Source organism: Allorhodopirellula solitaria, assembly GCF_007859855.1.
Lineage (GTDB): Bacteria > Planctomycetota > Planctomycetia > Pirellulales > Pirellulaceae > Rhodopirellula > Rhodopirellula solitaria.
In genome coordinates this window covers 68198-86621 of the sequence record NZ_SJPK01000011.1, presented here as the reverse complement: position 1 = coordinate 86621, position 18424 = coordinate 68198, and the positions used below count along the sequence as shown (strand labels likewise).

The window sequence follows — 18424 nt, the reverse complement described above, 5'->3', positions numbered from 1 at the left end:
ATTAGTCGCTGGCAACGACCGCGTCAAGTCGAATTTTCACCCCACGGCGATTTGCAGAGGTTCCTACGTGATTCTCGCGCCAGCAAAAAGGAATGCACCGGCAGCGTGTTTCTCCAGGACACCCCCCGATCGACCACACCTGACAATTCACCGCTAAAATTCATCAGAGTCGTCCTCGGAGGCGGTTTAGGTGGGCGTGGTCCACCTGCCAAGTTTTCGGTTCCTGTCAGCGGGAGGACTCGCCTTGTAGGTTGGCCCGCATTCGCGTTAAGCGGTCGCGGCGAGATTGCTGCAGGTCCGTTGTGGTCACGTCTTGGGTGTAGTGGGCGACCATCGCGACAAGGTGTGCATGGTCGATGGGTTTGGATAGGTAGTCATCGCAACCACCGGCAAGGCATCTCTCGCGGTCTCCCTTCATGGCGTCGGCGGTGAGCGCGATGATGGGGCCTTGGATTCCCGCCGAACGCAATTGGGCGGTGGCCTGCATCCCATCGACATTCGGCATCTGCATATCCATGACGATCAGATCGAAAGGTGTGCCCGCCTCGCGTGCTGCAATCGTCGCCTCGACACCCTGCCGACCATCCTCGGCGGTATCCACGGTGGCCCCTGCCTTCTCAAGGAAGTGCTGGCTGATGTGCCGGACGTCGCGTCGATCGTCGACGACCAACACATTACAACTCAAAGTTCGGTCCTGATCCGGGGCGTCGTCTTGTTCACCCGTCAGCGACACCAAGTCAGGGGCGACCAGTTTCACGTCCTCTCTCTCCGAGACAGGTAGGTTGACGGTGAACGTTGAACCGCTGCCCGGTTGACTTGTCATGGACACCTCTCCATCGAGCATGTGAACAAGACGCTGGCTGATGGCGAGGCCGAGTCCGCTGCCGCCGTAGGACCGCGTCACCGATGAATCCCCTTGCGTGAAGGGCTGGAACAGCCGCTGTTGCTGCTCGAGACTGATGCCGATGCCGGTGTCCTCAACGGCGAAGGATACCTGCCGTTCGGCAGTGTCATAGGAAACGCTCAGCGTCACATCGCCTTGGTCGGTAAATTTGATTGCGTTGCCGATCAAATTGATCAGTACCTGCCGCAGGCGTGTCGCATCGGTACGAATCTCTTGAGGGACCTGGCCACAAAACTCGGCATGAAAAGGCAGGTTCTTTTGATCAGCACGAACGTGCATCAATGACTGCACATCGGCAACGAGTTGAGGGAGGGACACCACCTCCAAGTCGACATCTAATTTCCCGGCTTCGATTCGCGATAGATCCAAGATATCATTGATCAGTTCGAGCAGATGCTGCCCGTTGCGTTTCATAACGAGCACGCAATTGCGATTATCCGGGTCACGGAGATGTCCGAGAAGGACATCGGCGTAACCCAAGATGGCGGCCATTGGGGTACGAATTTCGTGACTCATGTTAGCGAGGAATTCGCTCTTGGATTGATTCGCAGCCAGCGCCGCCTGTTCGCTCTCGAGCAAGCGTTGTTCCTGCTGTTTTCGATCGGTGACGTCCGAGATAATCCCATCGAAACTAGCGAGCATCCGCTTGCTGCCACTGCCGACAAAATGCGGTGCCCCCTTGGCGAGCACCCAATGAACGGTCCCATCGTCGTGCACGACGCGATATTCAATCGCGTAGGGAAGGGGATCGACAGGGCGTGTCGCTGCAGCGATCGCCGTTTCGACACCGTGACGATCCTCGGGATGGAGTGCATCGATTGCGCGTTGGAAAGTCACTTCACCGGCATGAAAGCCATAGATGTTTCGAAATTGGGCGTCCCCCATCAAGTGTTCTTTCGCCAGGTTGATGTTCCAAGATCCCATCTCCGCAGCGTCCAAGGCCAATTGGAGGCGTTCACGAGTTTTCGCCAGCACCGTGGTCGCTTGCTCGGCTTTGCGGCGGTTGTGTTGGAGCAGGTACAGCACACCGCCGACCAGAATCAATCCGATCAAGGTGGACAGTACCGACGTGGTGCGGCCGCTTTGGTAGGAGTGATTGGCGAGCAATTCTCGTTCGCCCAGCGACTCGGCTTGACTCCGCCGCATTTGGTCCGCTCTATCAGCGATGCGTTTCATGGTGCGTTTGCCAATGTCTGTCGTCACCGCCAAACTCGCCCCCTCGAGTCCCTGCTCGTCGTAGACCGCCAGCACAATCGTCAGTTCCGAGAGGCGGTCGCTAACCAATTCCCGCAGGTCATTGACTGCGTCTTGTTGGACAGGGTTATCGCGCGTCAACTGCTCGAATCGGTCGAGGGACTCGTTGGCATGGATCACCGCCTCGTCTATCGGCGCAAGATAGGAATCGTTGCCGGTAATCAGGTATCCCCGTTGGGCGCTCTCTGCGTCCATGACCGAATTCTCGACCTCTCGTAGCGCCGCTAGAACGAGGTTGGCGTGCCGTACCATCAAGCGATTGTCTTGGAGGTCCTGGAAGTTACGCAGGGCGATCACTCCACTGACCACGAGCACGGCGATCACGACCGCGATCGCGATCGGTTCAGCAAGATGGGGCGGCCGCACTCTGCGGCGACTGCGCGTAGAATGGTGAGCGGATTCGGGCATGTTCACATCGGCTCGATAGGGAAGCGAAAGAATAACCGTCGCCTTCTCACTGTGATCCGCGTCGACGGGCCCGCAAATCCGGCCACCAACACTCGCGAACAATTTCCGCAGCCTTCTCAGACGCACGAGCACAGAGTTGATGTTCAATTGGAGGGCAGGCGACCGTTCCAGGTCAATATCCCACCCCCCCACCTGAACAATCGCAGTCGGCTGCCTACCGGTGGTTGGTAGCGCACCGAACATCGCACTACAATAGGGCTCGCTGCCCGCCCCCCGCCCCGTTCTTTCACTCCCCACCACACCGTCCTTTCACTCCCCACCGTCCCGTCCCGCCGGGACGCCCCGCCTCGTTCCCCACCGCCTTCCCACCTTGGTCGCCTCATCGGCACGGATTCACCATGCACAGACAAGTTCGCAGTTTTCGGTCATTCTACTTTCCCGCCTCGATTGCGATAACGGCGATCGTGTTCCTGGTCGGTCTGCCGAAGACCAGCAGAGCCGAAGAGGACGCGATCGGCAAATCCACTTCAGAAATGATGGCGGACGTCTCCACCGAGCCAGTCAAGCGGATGCCTATTGATGACGAGGGACGCGTCGTGGATTTCGAACGAGACGTCGTGCCGATCCTGCGATCGCATTGCCTGGAATGCCACGGGGCGGACGAGGCCAAGAACGATTTCCGCGTCGACGATCGGGAATTGATGTTGGACTACCTCATCGCAGAGGATGCGATGTCGAGCACCCTATTTATCGATTACATGGCATCCGAAGACGACGATATGTTGATGCCGCCCCGAAGTCACGGCGGCCCCCTCAGCCCGGCTGAACTCGCATTGGTGCGGTTGTGGATTGACGAGGGCGCGGCGTGGCCTGAAGACGCGATGCTCGATGGTTCGGGAGCGCCGCTACCGGCCGCTGAAGAACTCACCCACGAGAACCGAGGCTTGCTTTCGCGGGTGTGGTCGTTCCAAGGATTCCTGCATCCCGCCACGATTCACTTCCCGATCGCGTTACTGATCATCGGTGCGATGTTTGTCGTCCTCGGATGGAAATGGCCCACCTTGGGGACGCAGATGCCGTTGGCCTGTTTATGGATCGGTGCCGTATCGGCAGTGGTCGCGACCCTGATGGGATGGTCATTCAGTGTCGAAAAGGGGTACGGCTCCTGGGCTCGCTTCGATTTGGACTCCGAGATATTTTGGCATCGGTGGTCGGCTGTCGTGGTAACCATTTTGTCATGCATCTTCTCGATCGTGGCCTTCGTTTGGGTCAAACGCCCGTCTCCCGGTTTGGCGAAAACTTGGAAGGTCGGTTTGCTTCTGATCGCAGGCCTAGTTGCCGCCGTCGGGCACCAAGGTGGTGAATTGACGTATGGCAAAGAGTTTTACCCCAAAGCAATCAGTATACTTTTAGGGCATCCCGTCAAAACGGAGATGGAATCGATCGAAGAGCCTGCCGAAGCGGACGCGGCGGCAGACGACGTCGTCTCGACTTCGTGAGCCGACCTCGTTCTCACCAGACGCCCCTGTCTTTGTGAGAGCAACTCGCCCTGGCGAGAAAACCGGAGACGAAACGTCCGATCGCCCGCCGTTATTTTCGCACCCGCCCTGTCAACCTCCGCGTCACGTCCCGTTCCTTAGATTGAGATCCATTCGTGCCATCGCCTCCTGTTGCCGACGAGCCGCGTTACCTGAATCGTGAACTGGCGTGGCTCGAGTTCAATTCACGAGTCCTCGATCAGGCCGACGACCCGCGCGTGGATCTACTTGAGCGGGCGAAGTTTCTCGCCATCACGGCATCGAATCTCGACGAGTTCGTGATGGTGCGGGTAGGCAGCTTGAAACTGCAGGCAGCCGGTGGTGGCGGACGCCGCGATCCCGCAGGCTTGACCGCACGAGAACAACTGCAGGCGGTGGCCAATCGATGCCATCGACATGTGGGGCGGCAATATAAAATCCTCGCCGATGATCTGCTGCCCCAGTTGGCCGAGCACCGCATCACGCGCGTGGATTTGAACCAGTGCAGCGAACGAATGAAGGCGGCTGCGGAGCAACATTTCCGGGGCGATGTTGTCGCGGTTTTGTCGCCGCAGGCCCTCCATGATCGCCGCTTCCCGATGCTGCCGGGTCTCGGGATTCACCTCTGTGTGGAGCTGCGTGGAGTCGCTGAACTGACGCCCCAGAACATGCCTCAGATTTTGCCTGCCGGCGAAGCTCTTCCCGGCTCGGCTCAGGACGAAGACGAACCACAGTTTGCGGTCATTCCGCTCGGCCGCACCCTGCCGAGGATCGTGCCGCTGCCGGCGGAAAAACCGGTGAGCGATTCGTCCGCTGACGACGCCGGTGACAGCTCGCCTTCGCCGCACGAACCGAGTTTCAACTATGTTCTGCTCGAAGATCTCGTATCGCATTTTGTCCAGGACTTCTTTCCCGGCCGAGAAGTCGTGCAGTGCAAGCCCTTTCGGATCACGCGCAATGCCGACGTGGAACTTCGCGAGGATGGGGCAGGCGATTTGCTCGGCGGCATGGAGGAGGTTCTCGAAAGCCGGCGTCTCTCCGACGTCGTGCGGCTGGAGATGGATGGGTCAGCGAGCGATGCCATTCGCAACTACCTGATGGAGAGTTTCTACGTCGATCCGGACTATGTTTTTCGCATGGAAGGCCCCTTGGATTTGACCTACCTCTTTGGCCTGCATGGAGCCAAGGGGTTCGATTCACTGCGCAATGAAACCTGGCCTCCCCAGCGGAGTCCCGCAGTGGACCCTGCCGAGCCGATGTTCGCTTCGATCGCCGCCGGCGACATCATGCTGCTGCATCCCTATCAAACCTTCGACCCGGTGGTGCGATTGATCGAAGAGGCTGCAATTGATCCCGACGTTTTAGCGGTGAAGCAGATTTTGTATCGGACCAGCCGCGACAGCCCGATTGTTGCCGCATTGAAAAGGGCCGCCGAGCGTGGCAAGTATGTGACAGCGATCGTGGAATTGAAGGCCCGCTTCGATGAGGCTCGCAATATCGAATGGGCGCGCGAGATGGAGCAGTCTGGGGTGCAGGTTATCTATGGAATCCGCGGGTTAAAAACGCATGCCAAAGTCTGCATCATTGTCCGCCGAGAACCTCACGGCTTGGTTCGCTACGTGCATTTCGGCACCGGCAACTACAACGAGGTGACCGCCAATCTCTACGGCGACGTTTCTATTCTCACCAAGGACGAGGTGCTCGGCACGGACGCGACGATGTTCTTCAATGCGGTGACCGGTTCGAGCCATCCCCAGCCACTCCAACAACTGGCGATCGCGCCGTTGACTCTCCGCAGCACCGTTTTAGAGCTCATTCGTGGTGAGACTGAACGGTCTCGACAGGGCCAGAAGACGCATATCATGGTCAAGCTCAACGCATTGGTCGACAAAGAGGTTATCGATACACTTTATGAAGCCAGCCAGGCGGGTGTGAAGATCCAGCTCAATGTTCGTGGCGTGTGTTGCTTGCGGCCGGGTATCCCAGGCCTGAGTGAATCGATCGAGGTTGTTTCGATCGTCGACCGGTACTTGGAGCATGCCCGTGTGCTCTACTTTCGGCACGGTGGAGACCCACAGATTTTCATCAGCAGCGCCGACTGGATGCCCCGCAACCTCGATCGCCGGGTCGAACTCCTTGTCCCCGTCAACGATCCTGCGATTCGCAGGCGGCTGCGAGAGATGCTACAGTTGCACTTCCGAGACAACCAGAACGCGTGGTCGATGCAAAGCGACGGTTCCTACGAACGGATTTCGCCAGAGAAGAAGCAGAAGCGAGTGCGGTCGCAGGAAAGCCTGTACCGGAAGGCGGTCAAGGCGTTCCAAGGTCGCAAAGGGTTGCAGCCAAGCACGCAGTCTGTTTTTGAACCACATCGTGCGCGCGAGTGAAGCTCGCCCGGCCGCTACGTCTCGGTCGTGAGAACGTCTATTCCATCCATCGAGCTCGTTGATGCCCATGACCACTCCTTCGCCCTCATCGGCCCCCTCGTCGATGGAGCCGGTCGTGCGCAGCCGGGTGCTGCCGCGAATATCATTTCGCACTCTGATGATCGGGACGGTTGTAGCAGCCGTGATCGCAGCGATTGCCCGGGCCGCGGGCGATGGGGCGACGTTTGCCAAAGCCGTCACGGTAGCAATCGCTCTGCTGGGCCTCTTCTTTTTGCTTGCTGCGGGCGCCTTTTTACTGGCATGGCTAACGGCGCGGCTCGCGATTGGCAGGTTCGACAATACGCGGGAAGGGAACCCCTTCGCCAAAGATCAACTGCCACCTCAACTCCTCAAACCACGCGAGCAGGAACTGTGATGCCTCCATCTGGCGCACACCGTCGAGCAATCACATCCCCGCTCGGAACGACCGGCCTGTTGATGTTGGCGGTGATCGCGCACGCAAGCACGCCCGTTGCCGCCTGGAGTCAGGACGACCCAGCGAGCGAGGTTCCTCGTTTCCTCGACGACACGATCGGGCAGACCGTTCGGCTTCCGATGGGCTCGCGCAACTCGCTCGGTTGGACCTTACGCGTACGGACTTCCTCTCATGCCACCGCCGACACCATGCGGGTGGAGGTGGAGTTCGCGACCACCGGCGGCCCCACCACTGCGGAGCAGGTTCTGGAACTGCGGTTGAGGCCGATCGCGGCAGGCCATTCACCACCTCAATCGAGTGCCCGCGTTTCCTTGCCGTTGACCATCCCTGAGGGCACCGACCGAATCCAATTTGCGCGGCACGTCCCGAAGAGCTCATTCGGCAATCTCTACCGTGTGGAGTTGCGCCAAGACGGCCGCCAGGTTCCTGGTGGTGAAGCCACCATCGGACAACCAATCGCTGACCCTGAGTACGCGATCTACTACAATGAGTCCCAACAGAATGCGTGGAAAGTATTGTGGGTCGAATCGGACGCAGATGAATCGATTCGTTTGAAATCGATGCAGCTGTTGTCTCTTTTTAATAACCCTCAACCTTTTCAAGTCGCCGCGACGCCGCAACAGTGGGAAGAGATGGTCCAAACAGGGATCAACGAAAACTCGGGACCATCCGTGGTCAATCGGTCGATAGACCAGATGCCGTTGGATTGGCGGGCGCTGCGTGGTTTTGATGCCGTCATGGTTCATCGCACAGACTGGGAAAGGTTGGCTTCGTCCGATTCGCCCTCAGCGATTGCAATTCGAGACTGGGTTCATGCTGGCGGCGTGCTCATCGTCCGAGACGCGTCGCCCAGTTTCGACACTGCAGCAACAGGAAGTACAGCGACGGGGAAGGCAATAGCGAACACTGGGACGCGCCCCGCAGTGGATTCCCTCCGCGAGATGATTCAGCAGGTGGACACGGGCAAGCTCGATGCCTACGCCACGATGAACGAACAGACTTTCGCTAGCCAAAACCGCTTCTTTGACTTTAGCGCCGAAAACATCCAAGCCTGGCAGGATTGGTTTCCGAAAGCGGCAAAAATGATCCGGCAATCGATCCAAGACTATCCGATAACTCTAGCGACTTCGGCCTCAGGCGTGCGGCAAAAAGAAGCCATGGCAGGGAGCGTGATTTATCTCGGTGATCAACCCGATGAGGAGCCTGTGCAGATCCTGCAGTGGGCCGCGGTGATCGATCTGATGAGCTGGCACCGACATCGGCTGACCCGCAGCGGTGTTGAACCGATCCTCGGCAGCCAACGTTTTTTTCAGTGGGTGATCCCTGGCGTGGCCCAGCCACCGGTTTACACGTTCATGGGGTTACTCGGCCTGTTCGTGATCCTGGTGGGCCCGGTGGCATATCGAAAAACCGCCAAAGCCGGACGCAGCTATCTGATGTTTGCCATCGCTCCTGTACTCGCACTGGCCACGACGGGAGCCATGCTCGGCTATGGCGTCATCTCGGACGGTTTTGGAACGAGGGTGCGGAGCCGTCAGATCACCTGGGTCGACGGCGCGACGGGCGATGCGTTCACGCGAACCCGGAGCACCTATTTCGCGGGCATTCGCCCTGCCGAAGGATTGACCTTCGCACCCGATGCGGAGGTGACCCTATATCCCGATAACCAAAATCGAGGCTGGGAAGCGCGCCTTGATGATCGCTTTGAATCGCGGGGTCTGGTCACGGCGACCGCCGAAGCCCTCCGCCTGAGCCGCGAGTTTCTCCCCAGCCGCCAGCAGAAACAATTCGTCGTTCATCGACCGAGTCACCAATGGGGGCGGATCCGTATCGACGCGATTGCGGGCAACGACGCCTCGTCTAACTCGGATGCCCAGCTCGAGGATGGGGCGCCGATCATAGGACCGAAGTCGATCCGGGTCTCGAGCGAGCTGTCGTCGCCCTTGCAGGAACTGATCATCTGCGACGCCCAAAAACGCTATTTCTTCGTAGACGAGCTTGCTGCCGGGCAGTCCGCCACGGCGACGCGGATCAGCCGCGAGGACGCTTCGACTCGCATGGGCGAGATGTACAAACGCCAGTGGCTGGTCAGTAGTATCATTGGCCAGAACCAGGGCACTGGCCAGCGGAACGTGAATCGCCGAAATAACACGACCGATTTGCTCGCTCGGCAACTATCGACGCTCCAAAGCACGGTCAAGCCAACCGAAGGAGCCTTTGAATTCGAGCTGCAACAGCGGATGCAGCTACAATCAGATCTCCCCGCGAATAGCTTTCTCGGACTCACCGATCTCACGGCCGACGCGGTCGCGATCCCGGACGCTCAGCCCACCGCCAGCATCCATTATGTGTTTGGAACGTTGCCATGAACGTGCATACCAGCGGTAGCGATTGCATCGAACTGCGCCGCGTCTATCGTTATTTCGGCAAGACGAAAGCGGTTCACGACATTTCCTTCAGCGTGGCCCGCGGCCACGTGTTCGGATACATCGGCCCCAACGGCGCGGGCAAGACGACGTCGATGCGAATCTTAGCCACGCTCGACCTCCCCAGTTACGGCGATGCGTTTGTCGATGGCTTCTCGGTGATCAATGACCCTGAATTGGTGCGCCGCCGGCTGGGATTCATGCCTGATTCGTTCGGTACCTATCGCGACGTCAACTGCGAGGAGTATCTCGATTTCTTCGCGCGAGCCTATGGCTTGATTGGTCGCGAGCGAACGAGGCGGCTGAGATGGGTATTGGAGTTTACCGGCACCATCGGGATGAAAGACAAGCCGATCCGTGGGTTGTCCAAAGGCATGAAGCAGCGTTTGTGCCTGGGCCGAGCACTGGTGCATGACCCGGCGGTGATGATCCTCGATGAGCCCGCCGCAGGCCTCGATCCCCGCGCTCGCATTCAGCTCCGCAAGATGATCCGTGAATTGGCCGATCGGGGGAAAACAATTCTGATCAGCAGCCATATCTTGACTGAACTCGCTGAGATGTGCGACGCCGTCGGGATTATCGAGCAGGGCCAGCTACTGGCCACCGGCAGCGTCGATGAAATTCAACAGCAGCGAAACCAGACGCGAGAACTGACCGTACGAATTCTCGACCGAGCAGCCGACGCGGCCGCCCAACTCGTCGCGGCGCAGCAGGAATCCGATACCGGCGCCGCGCCCTCGCATTTGCTCGGCGAGCCGATCGTTGATGGTGAATTGCTGCGGTTTGGGTTCGCCGGCGACGTGCGCGACCAATCCGAATTGGTCGTGTGGCTGGTCGAACGTGGCTTCGCCGTCGCAGAAGTGGCCTCGCACCGAAAGAGTCTCGAGGACGTCTTCCTGCAAGTCACTGAGGGATTGGTGCAATAACGCGATGTCACGTCCTGCCGACGAGTTCCCGTTCCAAGCTCTCCCGGTACGCGACCGGTTGATCGAAGTTCAAGACGCGCCCACGCCGTGTCCCTATATCGACTCAATGACGGCGCGAATGCCGCTGCTCTATCCCACCACGCCCCTCGACGGTGACGATGTCGACCGGTTGCTCGAGGGTGGTTTTCGCCGCAGCGGAGCGATGCTGTATTTCACCCGCTGCGCCCCCTGTCATGCATGCGAGCCGACCCGGGTCAATGCCGGCACGTTTCGCATGAGCGGTTCGTTGAAACGGGTGCTCCGCCGGGCCGAAAAGGAGCTCACGTTGACCTGGCAAACACCGCGGGTCGATGAGCAGCGTGTCCGACTCTACAACGCCCATCGCCTCGGCCGCGATCTAGGCAAAAACCCGCCGATCGATGCCGCAGACTATCGCGCATTCTTGACCGACTCCTGCTGGCCCACGTTGGAACTGGAGATGCGCAGGCGGGATCAGTTAATCGGCATCTCGATCATGGATGTGGGGCGGACGAGCGTGAGCGCGGTGTACACTCACTTCGATCCAGCCGCGGCGCGGTACAGCCCCGGCACCCTCGGCGTGTTGAAACAGATCGAGTGGGCGCTCGAACACGAGAGAAAGTGGGTGTACCTCGGTTTGTACGTCAGCAGCAATGCGCACCTGAACTACAAAGCACGATTTGTTCCCCAGCAACGGCTCATCGATGGCCAGTGGCAGCAAATCCCTGATGGCCAGCCTCCCGCCTCGTGACTGGAATGTGCGGGCCTTGCCTGTTGGTTGCCCACAAGTATCGCGACAGGGACGATAGAAAATAGCCGTAGTTCAGCGCAGCGTCAGCTACGGTTGTTCGCGGACGCTCGGCCTTCACTCCAGAGTAAGGTGCGATACCCTGATAACATAGCGATTTTAGTAAAAACCGACTCTCTGGCGACGTCAGCTACGTTAGCTCATGTTGACGGCTGGCGCCGATTCCGTCACAACGCCAACATTCGCGTCCGAGATTCAACGCTGTTTTCCTCACTCTTACGCCCCGCCCGTTCATGGCTAAACCGACCAGCAAAAGTTTGGTGATCGTCGAATCACCCGCCAAAGCCCGCACCATCTCGAAGTTTCTCGGCAGTGGATACCAGGTCGAAGCCAGCGTGGGACACGTCCGCGATTTGCCGGGGGGCACGAAGGACATCCCCAAAAAATACAAAAAAGAGCCGTGGGCCTATCTCGGCGTGAACGTCGAGAAGGATTTTGAGCCTGTTTACATCGTCCCCGCTGACAAAAAGAAGCAGGTCGACAAGCTCAAAGACGCACTCAAAGATGCCGACAGCCTCTATCTCGCGACGGACGAGGATCGTGAGGGAGAAGCGATCAGTTGGCACCTCTTCGAGCTACTCAAGCCGACCGTGCCAGTCCACCGGCTCGTCTTCCACGAAATCACCAAGGATGCGATCCAGCACGCGCTCGACACGCCCCGTGAGATTGACGATGGCTTGGTTCGCGCTCAAGAAACTCGCCGAATTCTTGACCGGCTCTACGGCTATGACGTCTCGCAACTGCTGTGGCGGAAAGTTGGCCGCGGGCTCTCGGCAGGCCGCGTGCAGAGCGTCGCGGTGCGGCTGATCGTGCAGCGTGAACGCGAGCGGATCGCTTTTCATAACGCGACGTACTGGGACCTCGAAGCGATTTTCACGACCGCCAACGGCGATTCATTGCCGGCCACGCTCAGTACCGTATCGGGGCGAAAAATCCCATCGGGCAAGGACTTTGATCCCGACACGGGAAAATTGATCAACACGCAGCTTCTGCAGATGGATGAGGCCGAATCCAAGGAGCTGGCCGAGCGGCTGCGAAGCGGTGAGTTTCAGGTCACCAAGGTGGAGGTCAAGCCCTTTGTCGAACGCCCCAAAGCCCCCTTCACGACGAGCACGCTGCAACAGGAAGCCAACCGCAAACTCGGCATGACCGCACGTCGCTGCATGCAGGCGGCCCAGCGACTCTATGAGAATGGCTACATCACGTACATGCGGACCGACTCGACAACCCTGTCGACCGAAGCGGTCAATGCCGCTCGCGACCTGGTACGCAGCGAGTACGGTGACAAGTTCCTGCACGAGAGCGTGCGGACGTATCAAGGCAAAGTCAAAAATGCACAGGAGGCCCACGAGGCGATCCGGCCGGCAGGTACGCCGTTTCGTGTGCCCTCGGCCGTCCAGGGCGAACTCGATAGTGACCAGTTTCGGTTGTTCGAGCTGATCTGGAAACGAACCGTTGCCTGCCAGATGGCTGATGCCAAAAAGCAACGTATCAGCGTCACGGTGAGTGGTGGCGAATGCACCTTTACCGCGTCGGGGACCAGCATCCTGTTCGAGGGGTTCTTGCGAGCCTATGTCGAGGGCAGTGACGATCCCGAAGCCGAGCTGGCCGACAAAGAGCGGCTGCTTCCCTCGGTTTCCGAAAACGATCCGCTCGGCGTCGCCGAGATGGACCCCAAGAGTCACACCACTCAGCCGCCGGCTCGGTTCAGCGAAGCCTCACTGACCCGCACGCTCGAAGAGAAGGGGATCGGCCGGCCAAGTACCTACGCATCGATCATCGACACCATCCAAAAACGCGATTACGTCTATAAAAAAGGCAGCGCGTTGGTGCCGAGCTGGACTGCGTTCAGTGTGATTCGCTTGATGGAGACTCATTTCGAGCCCTTAGTCGACTACGACTTCACCGCCCAAATGGAAGACTTCCTCGACACGATCAGCCGCCAGGAAGCTGAGTCGTTGGCGTACCTGAAAGGCTTCTACTTCGGCGATGATGAGGACATCGAGTTTCCTGCTGACCACAAAGCCGCTGTGGGATTGAAGAAACGACTTGCCGAAAAAATCGAAGAGATCGACCCTCGGGTCTCGGCAATGTTTTCTCTCGGTACGCCTGAACAGGGGGAAAACCGGGAGGAGGTCTTCGTCCGCGTCGGCAAGTACGGCCCGTTCCTCGAGCAAGGCGAGCGGAAGGCTCCGATTCTCGAAGGCACGCCACCCGATGAGATGTCCCTCGAAAAGGCAATGGAATTGTTCGACGCGGCGGCGCGTGAAGACGAGCCGCTCGGCGTTCATCCGGAAACCGGCAAGAACGTCTATATCAAAGCCGGCCGATTTGGTCAGTACATCCAGCTCGGGGAGAAGGACGACGAAGAGAAACGCAACCAGTCGATCCCTCGGAGTATCAACCCCGAGGATGTGAACTTTGAAATTGCCTGCCAACTGCTGACCCTGCCTCGGAACCTCGGCAACAATCCTGAGAACAACGAGCCCGTGATGGCGCACGACGGGCGTTACGGACCCTACGTCAAATGCGAAAAGGAGACACGGTCTTTGCCAGCAGGCGTCTCGCCACTCGAAGTCACCTTCGACGAAGCGATCAAACTGCTCAAGGAGCCCAAGAAGCGGGGCCGCGCCGCGCCCAAGGAGCCGATCGTCAAGTTCGAAAAGAACAGCCCCGTCACCGAGCAAGAAGTCAAGATTCTCGAGGGTCGATTTGGCCCCTACGCCACCGATGGTGAAACCAACGCATCGATCCCCCGAGGGACCGATGCCAAGGAAGTCACTTTCGAGACGGCACTCGATCTGCTCGCCGAACGCGCCGCGAAGGGCCCGTCGAAAAAGAAGAAGAAAAAGAAGGCAGTGAAGAAAAAGGCTGCCAAAAAGAAGACAGCTAAGAAGAAGGCAGCCAAGAAGAAAACCGCAAAGAAAGCGGCGAAGAAAAAAGGGATCATCAAGAAGGAGTAATTTCATGTCCCGACTTTTTGCTGGCACCCCCTTCGACATCCCGCCGACCTGCGACCTCTGTGAGCAACCCGAGGAGCAGTGTGCATGTACCCCTGCGGAAAAAGAGGCGGCCGAAACGCGTCGCCGGATTGCTTCGGAACGCATTGCACCGGAAAAACAAACCGCAACCTTGCGCACGGAGAAACGCAAAGGGGGCCGGACAGCAACCGTCATCACGGGTCTGACCACGGCCGGCAACGACCTGCCGGCATTGCTCTCGCAGTTGCAGGCTGCCTGCGGGACCGGGGGCACTGTCAAACCCAAGGACGACCTGATCGAACTCCAGGGCGACCACACCGCGGCTGCCCGTGATTGCCTGGCCAAGATCGGCTACCGCGTCTCTGGGTAATCGGCGCCAAAACGATAGCCAGTCTCCTGTCGCTGTCGGTCGAGCCAGCCGGAATGGGGTTTGCTATAATATCTACAGCTGTGTGAAAGGCGCGTTTATCGATTTCGGTGGCATGATTTCTGTGCCTGTCACACCGCAGAGTGGCAGCAAATGCTCCATTTGGAAGCACTGCCACCGCGCTCGAATAGCCACTTTCGCGTTCCCATTTAGAGATTCATGACATGGATATTCCGCAGGTAATCAACGCAGGCGATGCTAGCATCGGTGACATGGGGCAGGGCTACCTCGTGACGGGTAAGAACGTGGACCTGAGGCGTTGGGACGAAGAGCCTGGCAATGCCTGCCAATCATCCTGCCGAGACTACGAAACGGTCGGTTATCTGATCAGTGGCCAGATGGAGATTGAGATCAACGGCCAGTGTGCGACGCTCAATCCGGGCGATTCGTGGTTAGTCCCCGCCGGGGCGAAACATCATTACCGCATTATCGAAACGATCGTAGCGATCGAAGCAACCAGCCCACCGGGCCGGTTTCAACACAAAGACGAATGAGACGATTCCGGTCGTGTGCGCGCGTGCTCAGATGATCGCGTGGATCGGTTCGACGTGCTCAACGCCAACGAGCTTTTGGTCCAGGCCGCTGTAGAAGTACGACAGGTGATTGGGGTCGAGACCCATTTGATGCAGGATGGTCGCGTGCAGGTTCCTCACGTGCAGAGGATCCTCCACCGCGACGGCCCCGAGTTCATCGGTGGTTCCGTGGCTGATGCCGCCCTTGACCCCGCCGCCCGCCATCCACATGGTGAATCCGTACGAGTTGTGGTCCCGGCCACTACCTTCGGCATACTCAGCGGTTGGTTGGCGGCCGAACTCACCTCCCCAAACGACGAGAGTTTCGTCGAGGAGCCCAGTTCGCTTGAGATCGCTTAGCAGGGCCGCGACGGGTTGGTCAGTCTCTCCTGCGTGCAAATTGTGGTTGGTTTCCAGGTTACCGTGCGCATCCCAGTTGGCATCGTTATGGGCTCCACCACTGTAGAGTTGGATGAAACGGACACCGCGTTGAACGAGCCTGCGGGCGAGCAAACAGCGGCGGCCGAAATCGGCCGTTTGCGGGTTCTCTACCCCATACAGGTCCAGCGTCTCGGCGGTCTCGTCGGACAGATCCACGGCCTCAGGGGCTGCCGTCTGCATGTTGTAGGCGAGTTCGTAGCTGCTGATACGCGACGCCAAGGCTTCTTCGTGGCCGTGACCGACCAAGTGTCGACGGTTGGCGGTCTGCACCGAATCGATCAGTTGGCGTTGGACCCCCAGCGGTAGATCTTTTGGGGGCGCTAGATCAAGAATCGGAGCCCCTTTGGTGCGGAACACGGTGCCCTGATAGGTCGCTGGCATGTACCCGCTGCTCCAGTTCTTGGCACCACTGATCGGCCCGCCACTGGGGTCGAGCATGACGACAAATCCAGGCATGTTCTGGTTTTCGCTGCCCAATCCGTAGGTCACCCACGATCCCATCGCAGGGTTTCCCGATAGCAGCTTGCCACTGTTCATCATCAGCATGGCGGACCCATGAATGGGCGAGTCCGCGGTCATCGAATGCAAGAACGCAATGTCATCGACGTGCTTAGCGACATTGGGAAACAGAGAACTGACGTGCTTGCCGCATTCGCCATACTGCTTGAAATCCCAACGTGGCTCGACAATTCGCCCGCCCGCTTTGTGGCCACCGCGACCAAATGTTTTGACATCGACGGTCTTGCCATCCATCCCCTTCATCGCGGGTTTGTAATCGAACGTGTCGATATGACTTGGCCCGCCATACATAAACAGAAAGATTACCGATTTGGCTTTGGGGGCAAAATGCGGTGGTTTGACCGCCATCGGTCCCGCCATCGGGTCGTTTTCGAGCGATGCCGCACTGGCGGATGGGAAGAATCCGTCGTTGGCAAACATACTGCTCAGGGCAGCGGCGCCGAATCCGGCACCGGATTCCCAGATGAATTCGCGACGGGTTCGGCCACAGAAATGAGAGCGTGATGAAGACATGCGAGAAATCAGGGGCAGGAAGGAGAGGGCGAGGGAGGGAAATCGGCGGGGAGGGCAAGTGCGGAGGTAGCCCCGGTGGTAGGTGACTAGTGAAACCGATTCTAACCATACCGCCCCATTGCACAACATGCTTTTGGGCGGTCGAGCGGGGCGCGGTGGAGCCCCCGTTTGCCAGAAGCCGTTTGTGCATCTGCCGGAGACGGGTAGAATGATGAGCATTCACCGCCTCCCCACTTCCGCTGCGGCAATCCAGAGCAAAATTCATGGCTGAATCCGTTCCCACCACCCCACCTCGCAATTCGTTGCCCACAACGACGAGCAACCCTGCAGACGGTCCTGCAGAGGGGCCCGCGTGTGAAACCGACGCGATGATTCCACTGGCGAACTACAAAACGCTGGGCGAACCGGAGTTGCGCGAGCGGATTGAAGCTGTACGTCAAGAGTTCGGAAAACGTTTGCTGATCCTGGGACATCACTACCAGCAAGACGATGTGATCGCTCACACGGACCTTCGCGGCGACAGCTACCAGCTCTCGCAGATGGCGGCCTCGAGTGGGGAATGCCGCACGATTGTTTTCTGCGGCGTGCATTTCATGGCGGAAACGGCGGATATTTTAGCCAACACTCCCGAACGCTTGGCAACCCGCGACGGGCAGCGCGTCGATGTCCTCCTGCCCGACATGGCCGCCGGCTGTTCGATGGCGGATATGGCGGGCATCCGCCAGGTCGAAGCGGCCTGGGCCGACATGGGAGAAGTGATCGATACCGAACAGGTCATCCCGGTGACCTACATCAATAGTGCTGCGAGCTTGAAAGCGTTCTGCGGTCGCCATGGCGGGATCGTTTGTACCAGCAGCAACGCCCAGGCGGTGCTGAAATGGGCGTTCCAACGCGGCCAGCGTGTGCTGTTCTTCCCCGATCAGCATCTCGGTCGCAACACGGCCCTGACCATGGACATCTCCGAGGACCAGATGCCCGTTTGGGATCCCTACGCGCTCGAACTCGGTGGGAACACGGATGAGCAAGTTGAAAACAGCCGCGTGATTTTGTGGAAAGGGCACTGCAGTGTCCACCAGATGTTCCGTCCCGAACACGTCGCGAAATTCCGCGCCGATCACCCGGGAATCCAGATTTTGGTGCACCCGGAATGCCCGCGAGACGTCAACGACATCGCAGACATCAGTGGCAGCACGGGAAAGATCATCGACTCCGTCAAACAGGCCGCTCCGGGGACCAAGTGGGCGATCGGGACAGAACTGCACCTCGTCAACCGGCTCAAGGCCGAGCATCCCGAACAGGAGATCCACTTCCTCAGCCCCGTTGTCTGCATGTGTGCCACGATGTACCGCATTGATCTTCCCCACCTTTGCTGGACGCTCGAGAATTTACGCGACGGAAACTACGTCAATCAAATTCGCGTCGATGACGAAACATCGAAATGGAGTTTGATCGCCCTGGAACGGATGTTGGCAGTCAAGTGAACGACATCTCCCGTCACCGCCTCGTCATCGCTGCCATCGCGGGCGCTTTGGCCGTCCTGATCGGTGCTTTCGGCGCTCACCTGCTACCCGACCGGCTCGTCGAGATAGGCGTCGATGCGGAGACCTTGCCACGGCGATTGGCCCAATTCGATACCGGCGCTCGCTACCATCTCGCCCACGCGGTTGTGCTGCTCGCGCTAGTTGCATTGCCCGTCCGAGCGAGTGCCGCGTTGCGATGGAGCTTCTGGCTTTTTCTCGCGGGCATCGTTCTGTTTTCGGGCAGCCTGTACGTACTCGTGCTAACCAACACGCCGTGGCTCGGTGCGATCACCCCCATCGGCGGTACCTGCTGGATCGTGGCTTGGATCTTGCTCGCGTTCCTGCAACCCTCCTCCCGCAAAGAGTAATCGACGTTTACAATCCTGGG

13 protein-coding genes are annotated in these 18424 nt (G+C 58.9%); 11 read left to right on the top strand and 2 right to left on the bottom strand.

The features are described from left to right. Positions 1–226: 226 nt before the first annotated feature. A complete protein-coding gene (locus CA85_RS18355) occupies positions 227–2668 on the bottom strand; it encodes a hybrid sensor histidine kinase/response regulator (RefSeq protein ID WP_246112952.1) in 2442 nt (813 codons plus the stop codon). A gap of 296 nt (positions 2669–2964) precedes the next feature. Here CA85_RS18355 and CA85_RS18350 point away from each other — a divergent pair, with 296 nt between their 5' ends. From CA85_RS18350 to CA85_RS18310, 9 genes are all read left to right on the top strand, one after another. Further along, positions 2965–4065, top strand: coding sequence for a c-type cytochrome domain-containing protein (locus CA85_RS18350; RefSeq protein ID WP_391564898.1), 1101 nt, complete (start codon positions 2965–2967; stop codon positions 4063–4065). Positions 4066–4220: 155 nt separating this feature from the next. Then, positions 4221–6470, top strand: a complete 2250-nt coding sequence (gene ppk1 / locus CA85_RS18345; protein WP_146392820.1) for a polyphosphate kinase 1 — start codon at positions 4221–4223, stop codon at positions 6468–6470. A gap of 67 nt (positions 6471–6537) precedes the next feature. Further along, complete coding sequence (locus CA85_RS18340) at positions 6538–6885, top strand: hypothetical protein (RefSeq protein WP_246112951.1); 348 nt, start codon at positions 6538–6540, stop codon at positions 6883–6885. Next, entirely contained in the window at positions 6885–9314 is a 2430-nt protein-coding gene (locus tag CA85_RS18335) for a hypothetical protein (protein ID WP_146392818.1), read from the top strand. Before CA85_RS18340 ends, CA85_RS18335 begins: the two co-directional genes overlap by 1 nt. After that, positions 9311–10297 carry an ABC transporter ATP-binding protein gene (locus tag CA85_RS18330; protein ID WP_146392817.1) on the top strand — a complete coding sequence of 329 codons (987 nt, stop codon included), beginning with the start codon at positions 9311–9313 and terminating at the stop codon, positions 10295–10297. The genes CA85_RS18335 and CA85_RS18330 overlap by 4 nt, the downstream gene beginning before the upstream one ends. Positions 10298–10301: 4 nt before the next feature. Then, a complete protein-coding gene (locus CA85_RS18325; protein WP_146392816.1) occupies positions 10302–11066 on the top strand; it encodes an arginyltransferase in 765 nt (254 codons plus the stop codon). 290 nt (positions 11067–11356) lie between these two features. After that, entirely contained in the window at positions 11357–14086 is a 2730-nt protein-coding gene (gene topA, locus CA85_RS18320; RefSeq protein ID WP_146392815.1) for a type I DNA topoisomerase, read from the top strand. 4 nt (positions 14087–14090) lie between these two features. Then, positions 14091–14474, top strand: coding sequence for a translation initiation factor (locus tag CA85_RS18315; RefSeq protein ID WP_146392814.1), 384 nt, complete (start codon positions 14091–14093; stop codon positions 14472–14474). 221 nt (positions 14475–14695) lie between these two features. Continuing rightward, positions 14696–15025: a cupin domain-containing protein gene (locus CA85_RS18310; protein WP_146392813.1), complete on the top strand. Its 330-nt coding sequence runs from the start codon at positions 14696–14698 to the stop codon at positions 15023–15025. A 27-nt stretch (positions 15026–15052) separates the two neighbouring features. Here CA85_RS18310 and CA85_RS18305 read toward each other — a convergent pair whose 3' ends face one another. Further along, positions 15053–16516, bottom strand: coding sequence for a DUF1501 domain-containing protein (locus CA85_RS18305; protein WP_186775035.1), 1464 nt, complete (start codon positions 16514–16516; stop codon positions 15053–15055). A gap of 263 nt (positions 16517–16779) precedes the next feature. Here CA85_RS18305 and nadA point away from each other — a divergent pair, with 263 nt between their 5' ends. Both nadA and CA85_RS18295 read left to right on the top strand, forming a co-directional pair. Continuing rightward, positions 16780–17997 (top strand): quinolinate synthase NadA, encoded by a 1218-nt coding sequence (gene nadA / locus CA85_RS18300; RefSeq protein WP_146392812.1) that lies wholly within the window; start codon positions 16780–16782, stop codon positions 17995–17997. Next, entirely contained in the window at positions 17994–18404 is a 411-nt protein-coding gene (locus tag CA85_RS18295; protein ID WP_246112950.1) for a DUF423 domain-containing protein, read from the top strand. The genes nadA and CA85_RS18295 overlap by 4 nt, the downstream gene beginning before the upstream one ends. The last annotated feature ends 20 nt before the right edge of the window (positions 18405–18424 follow it).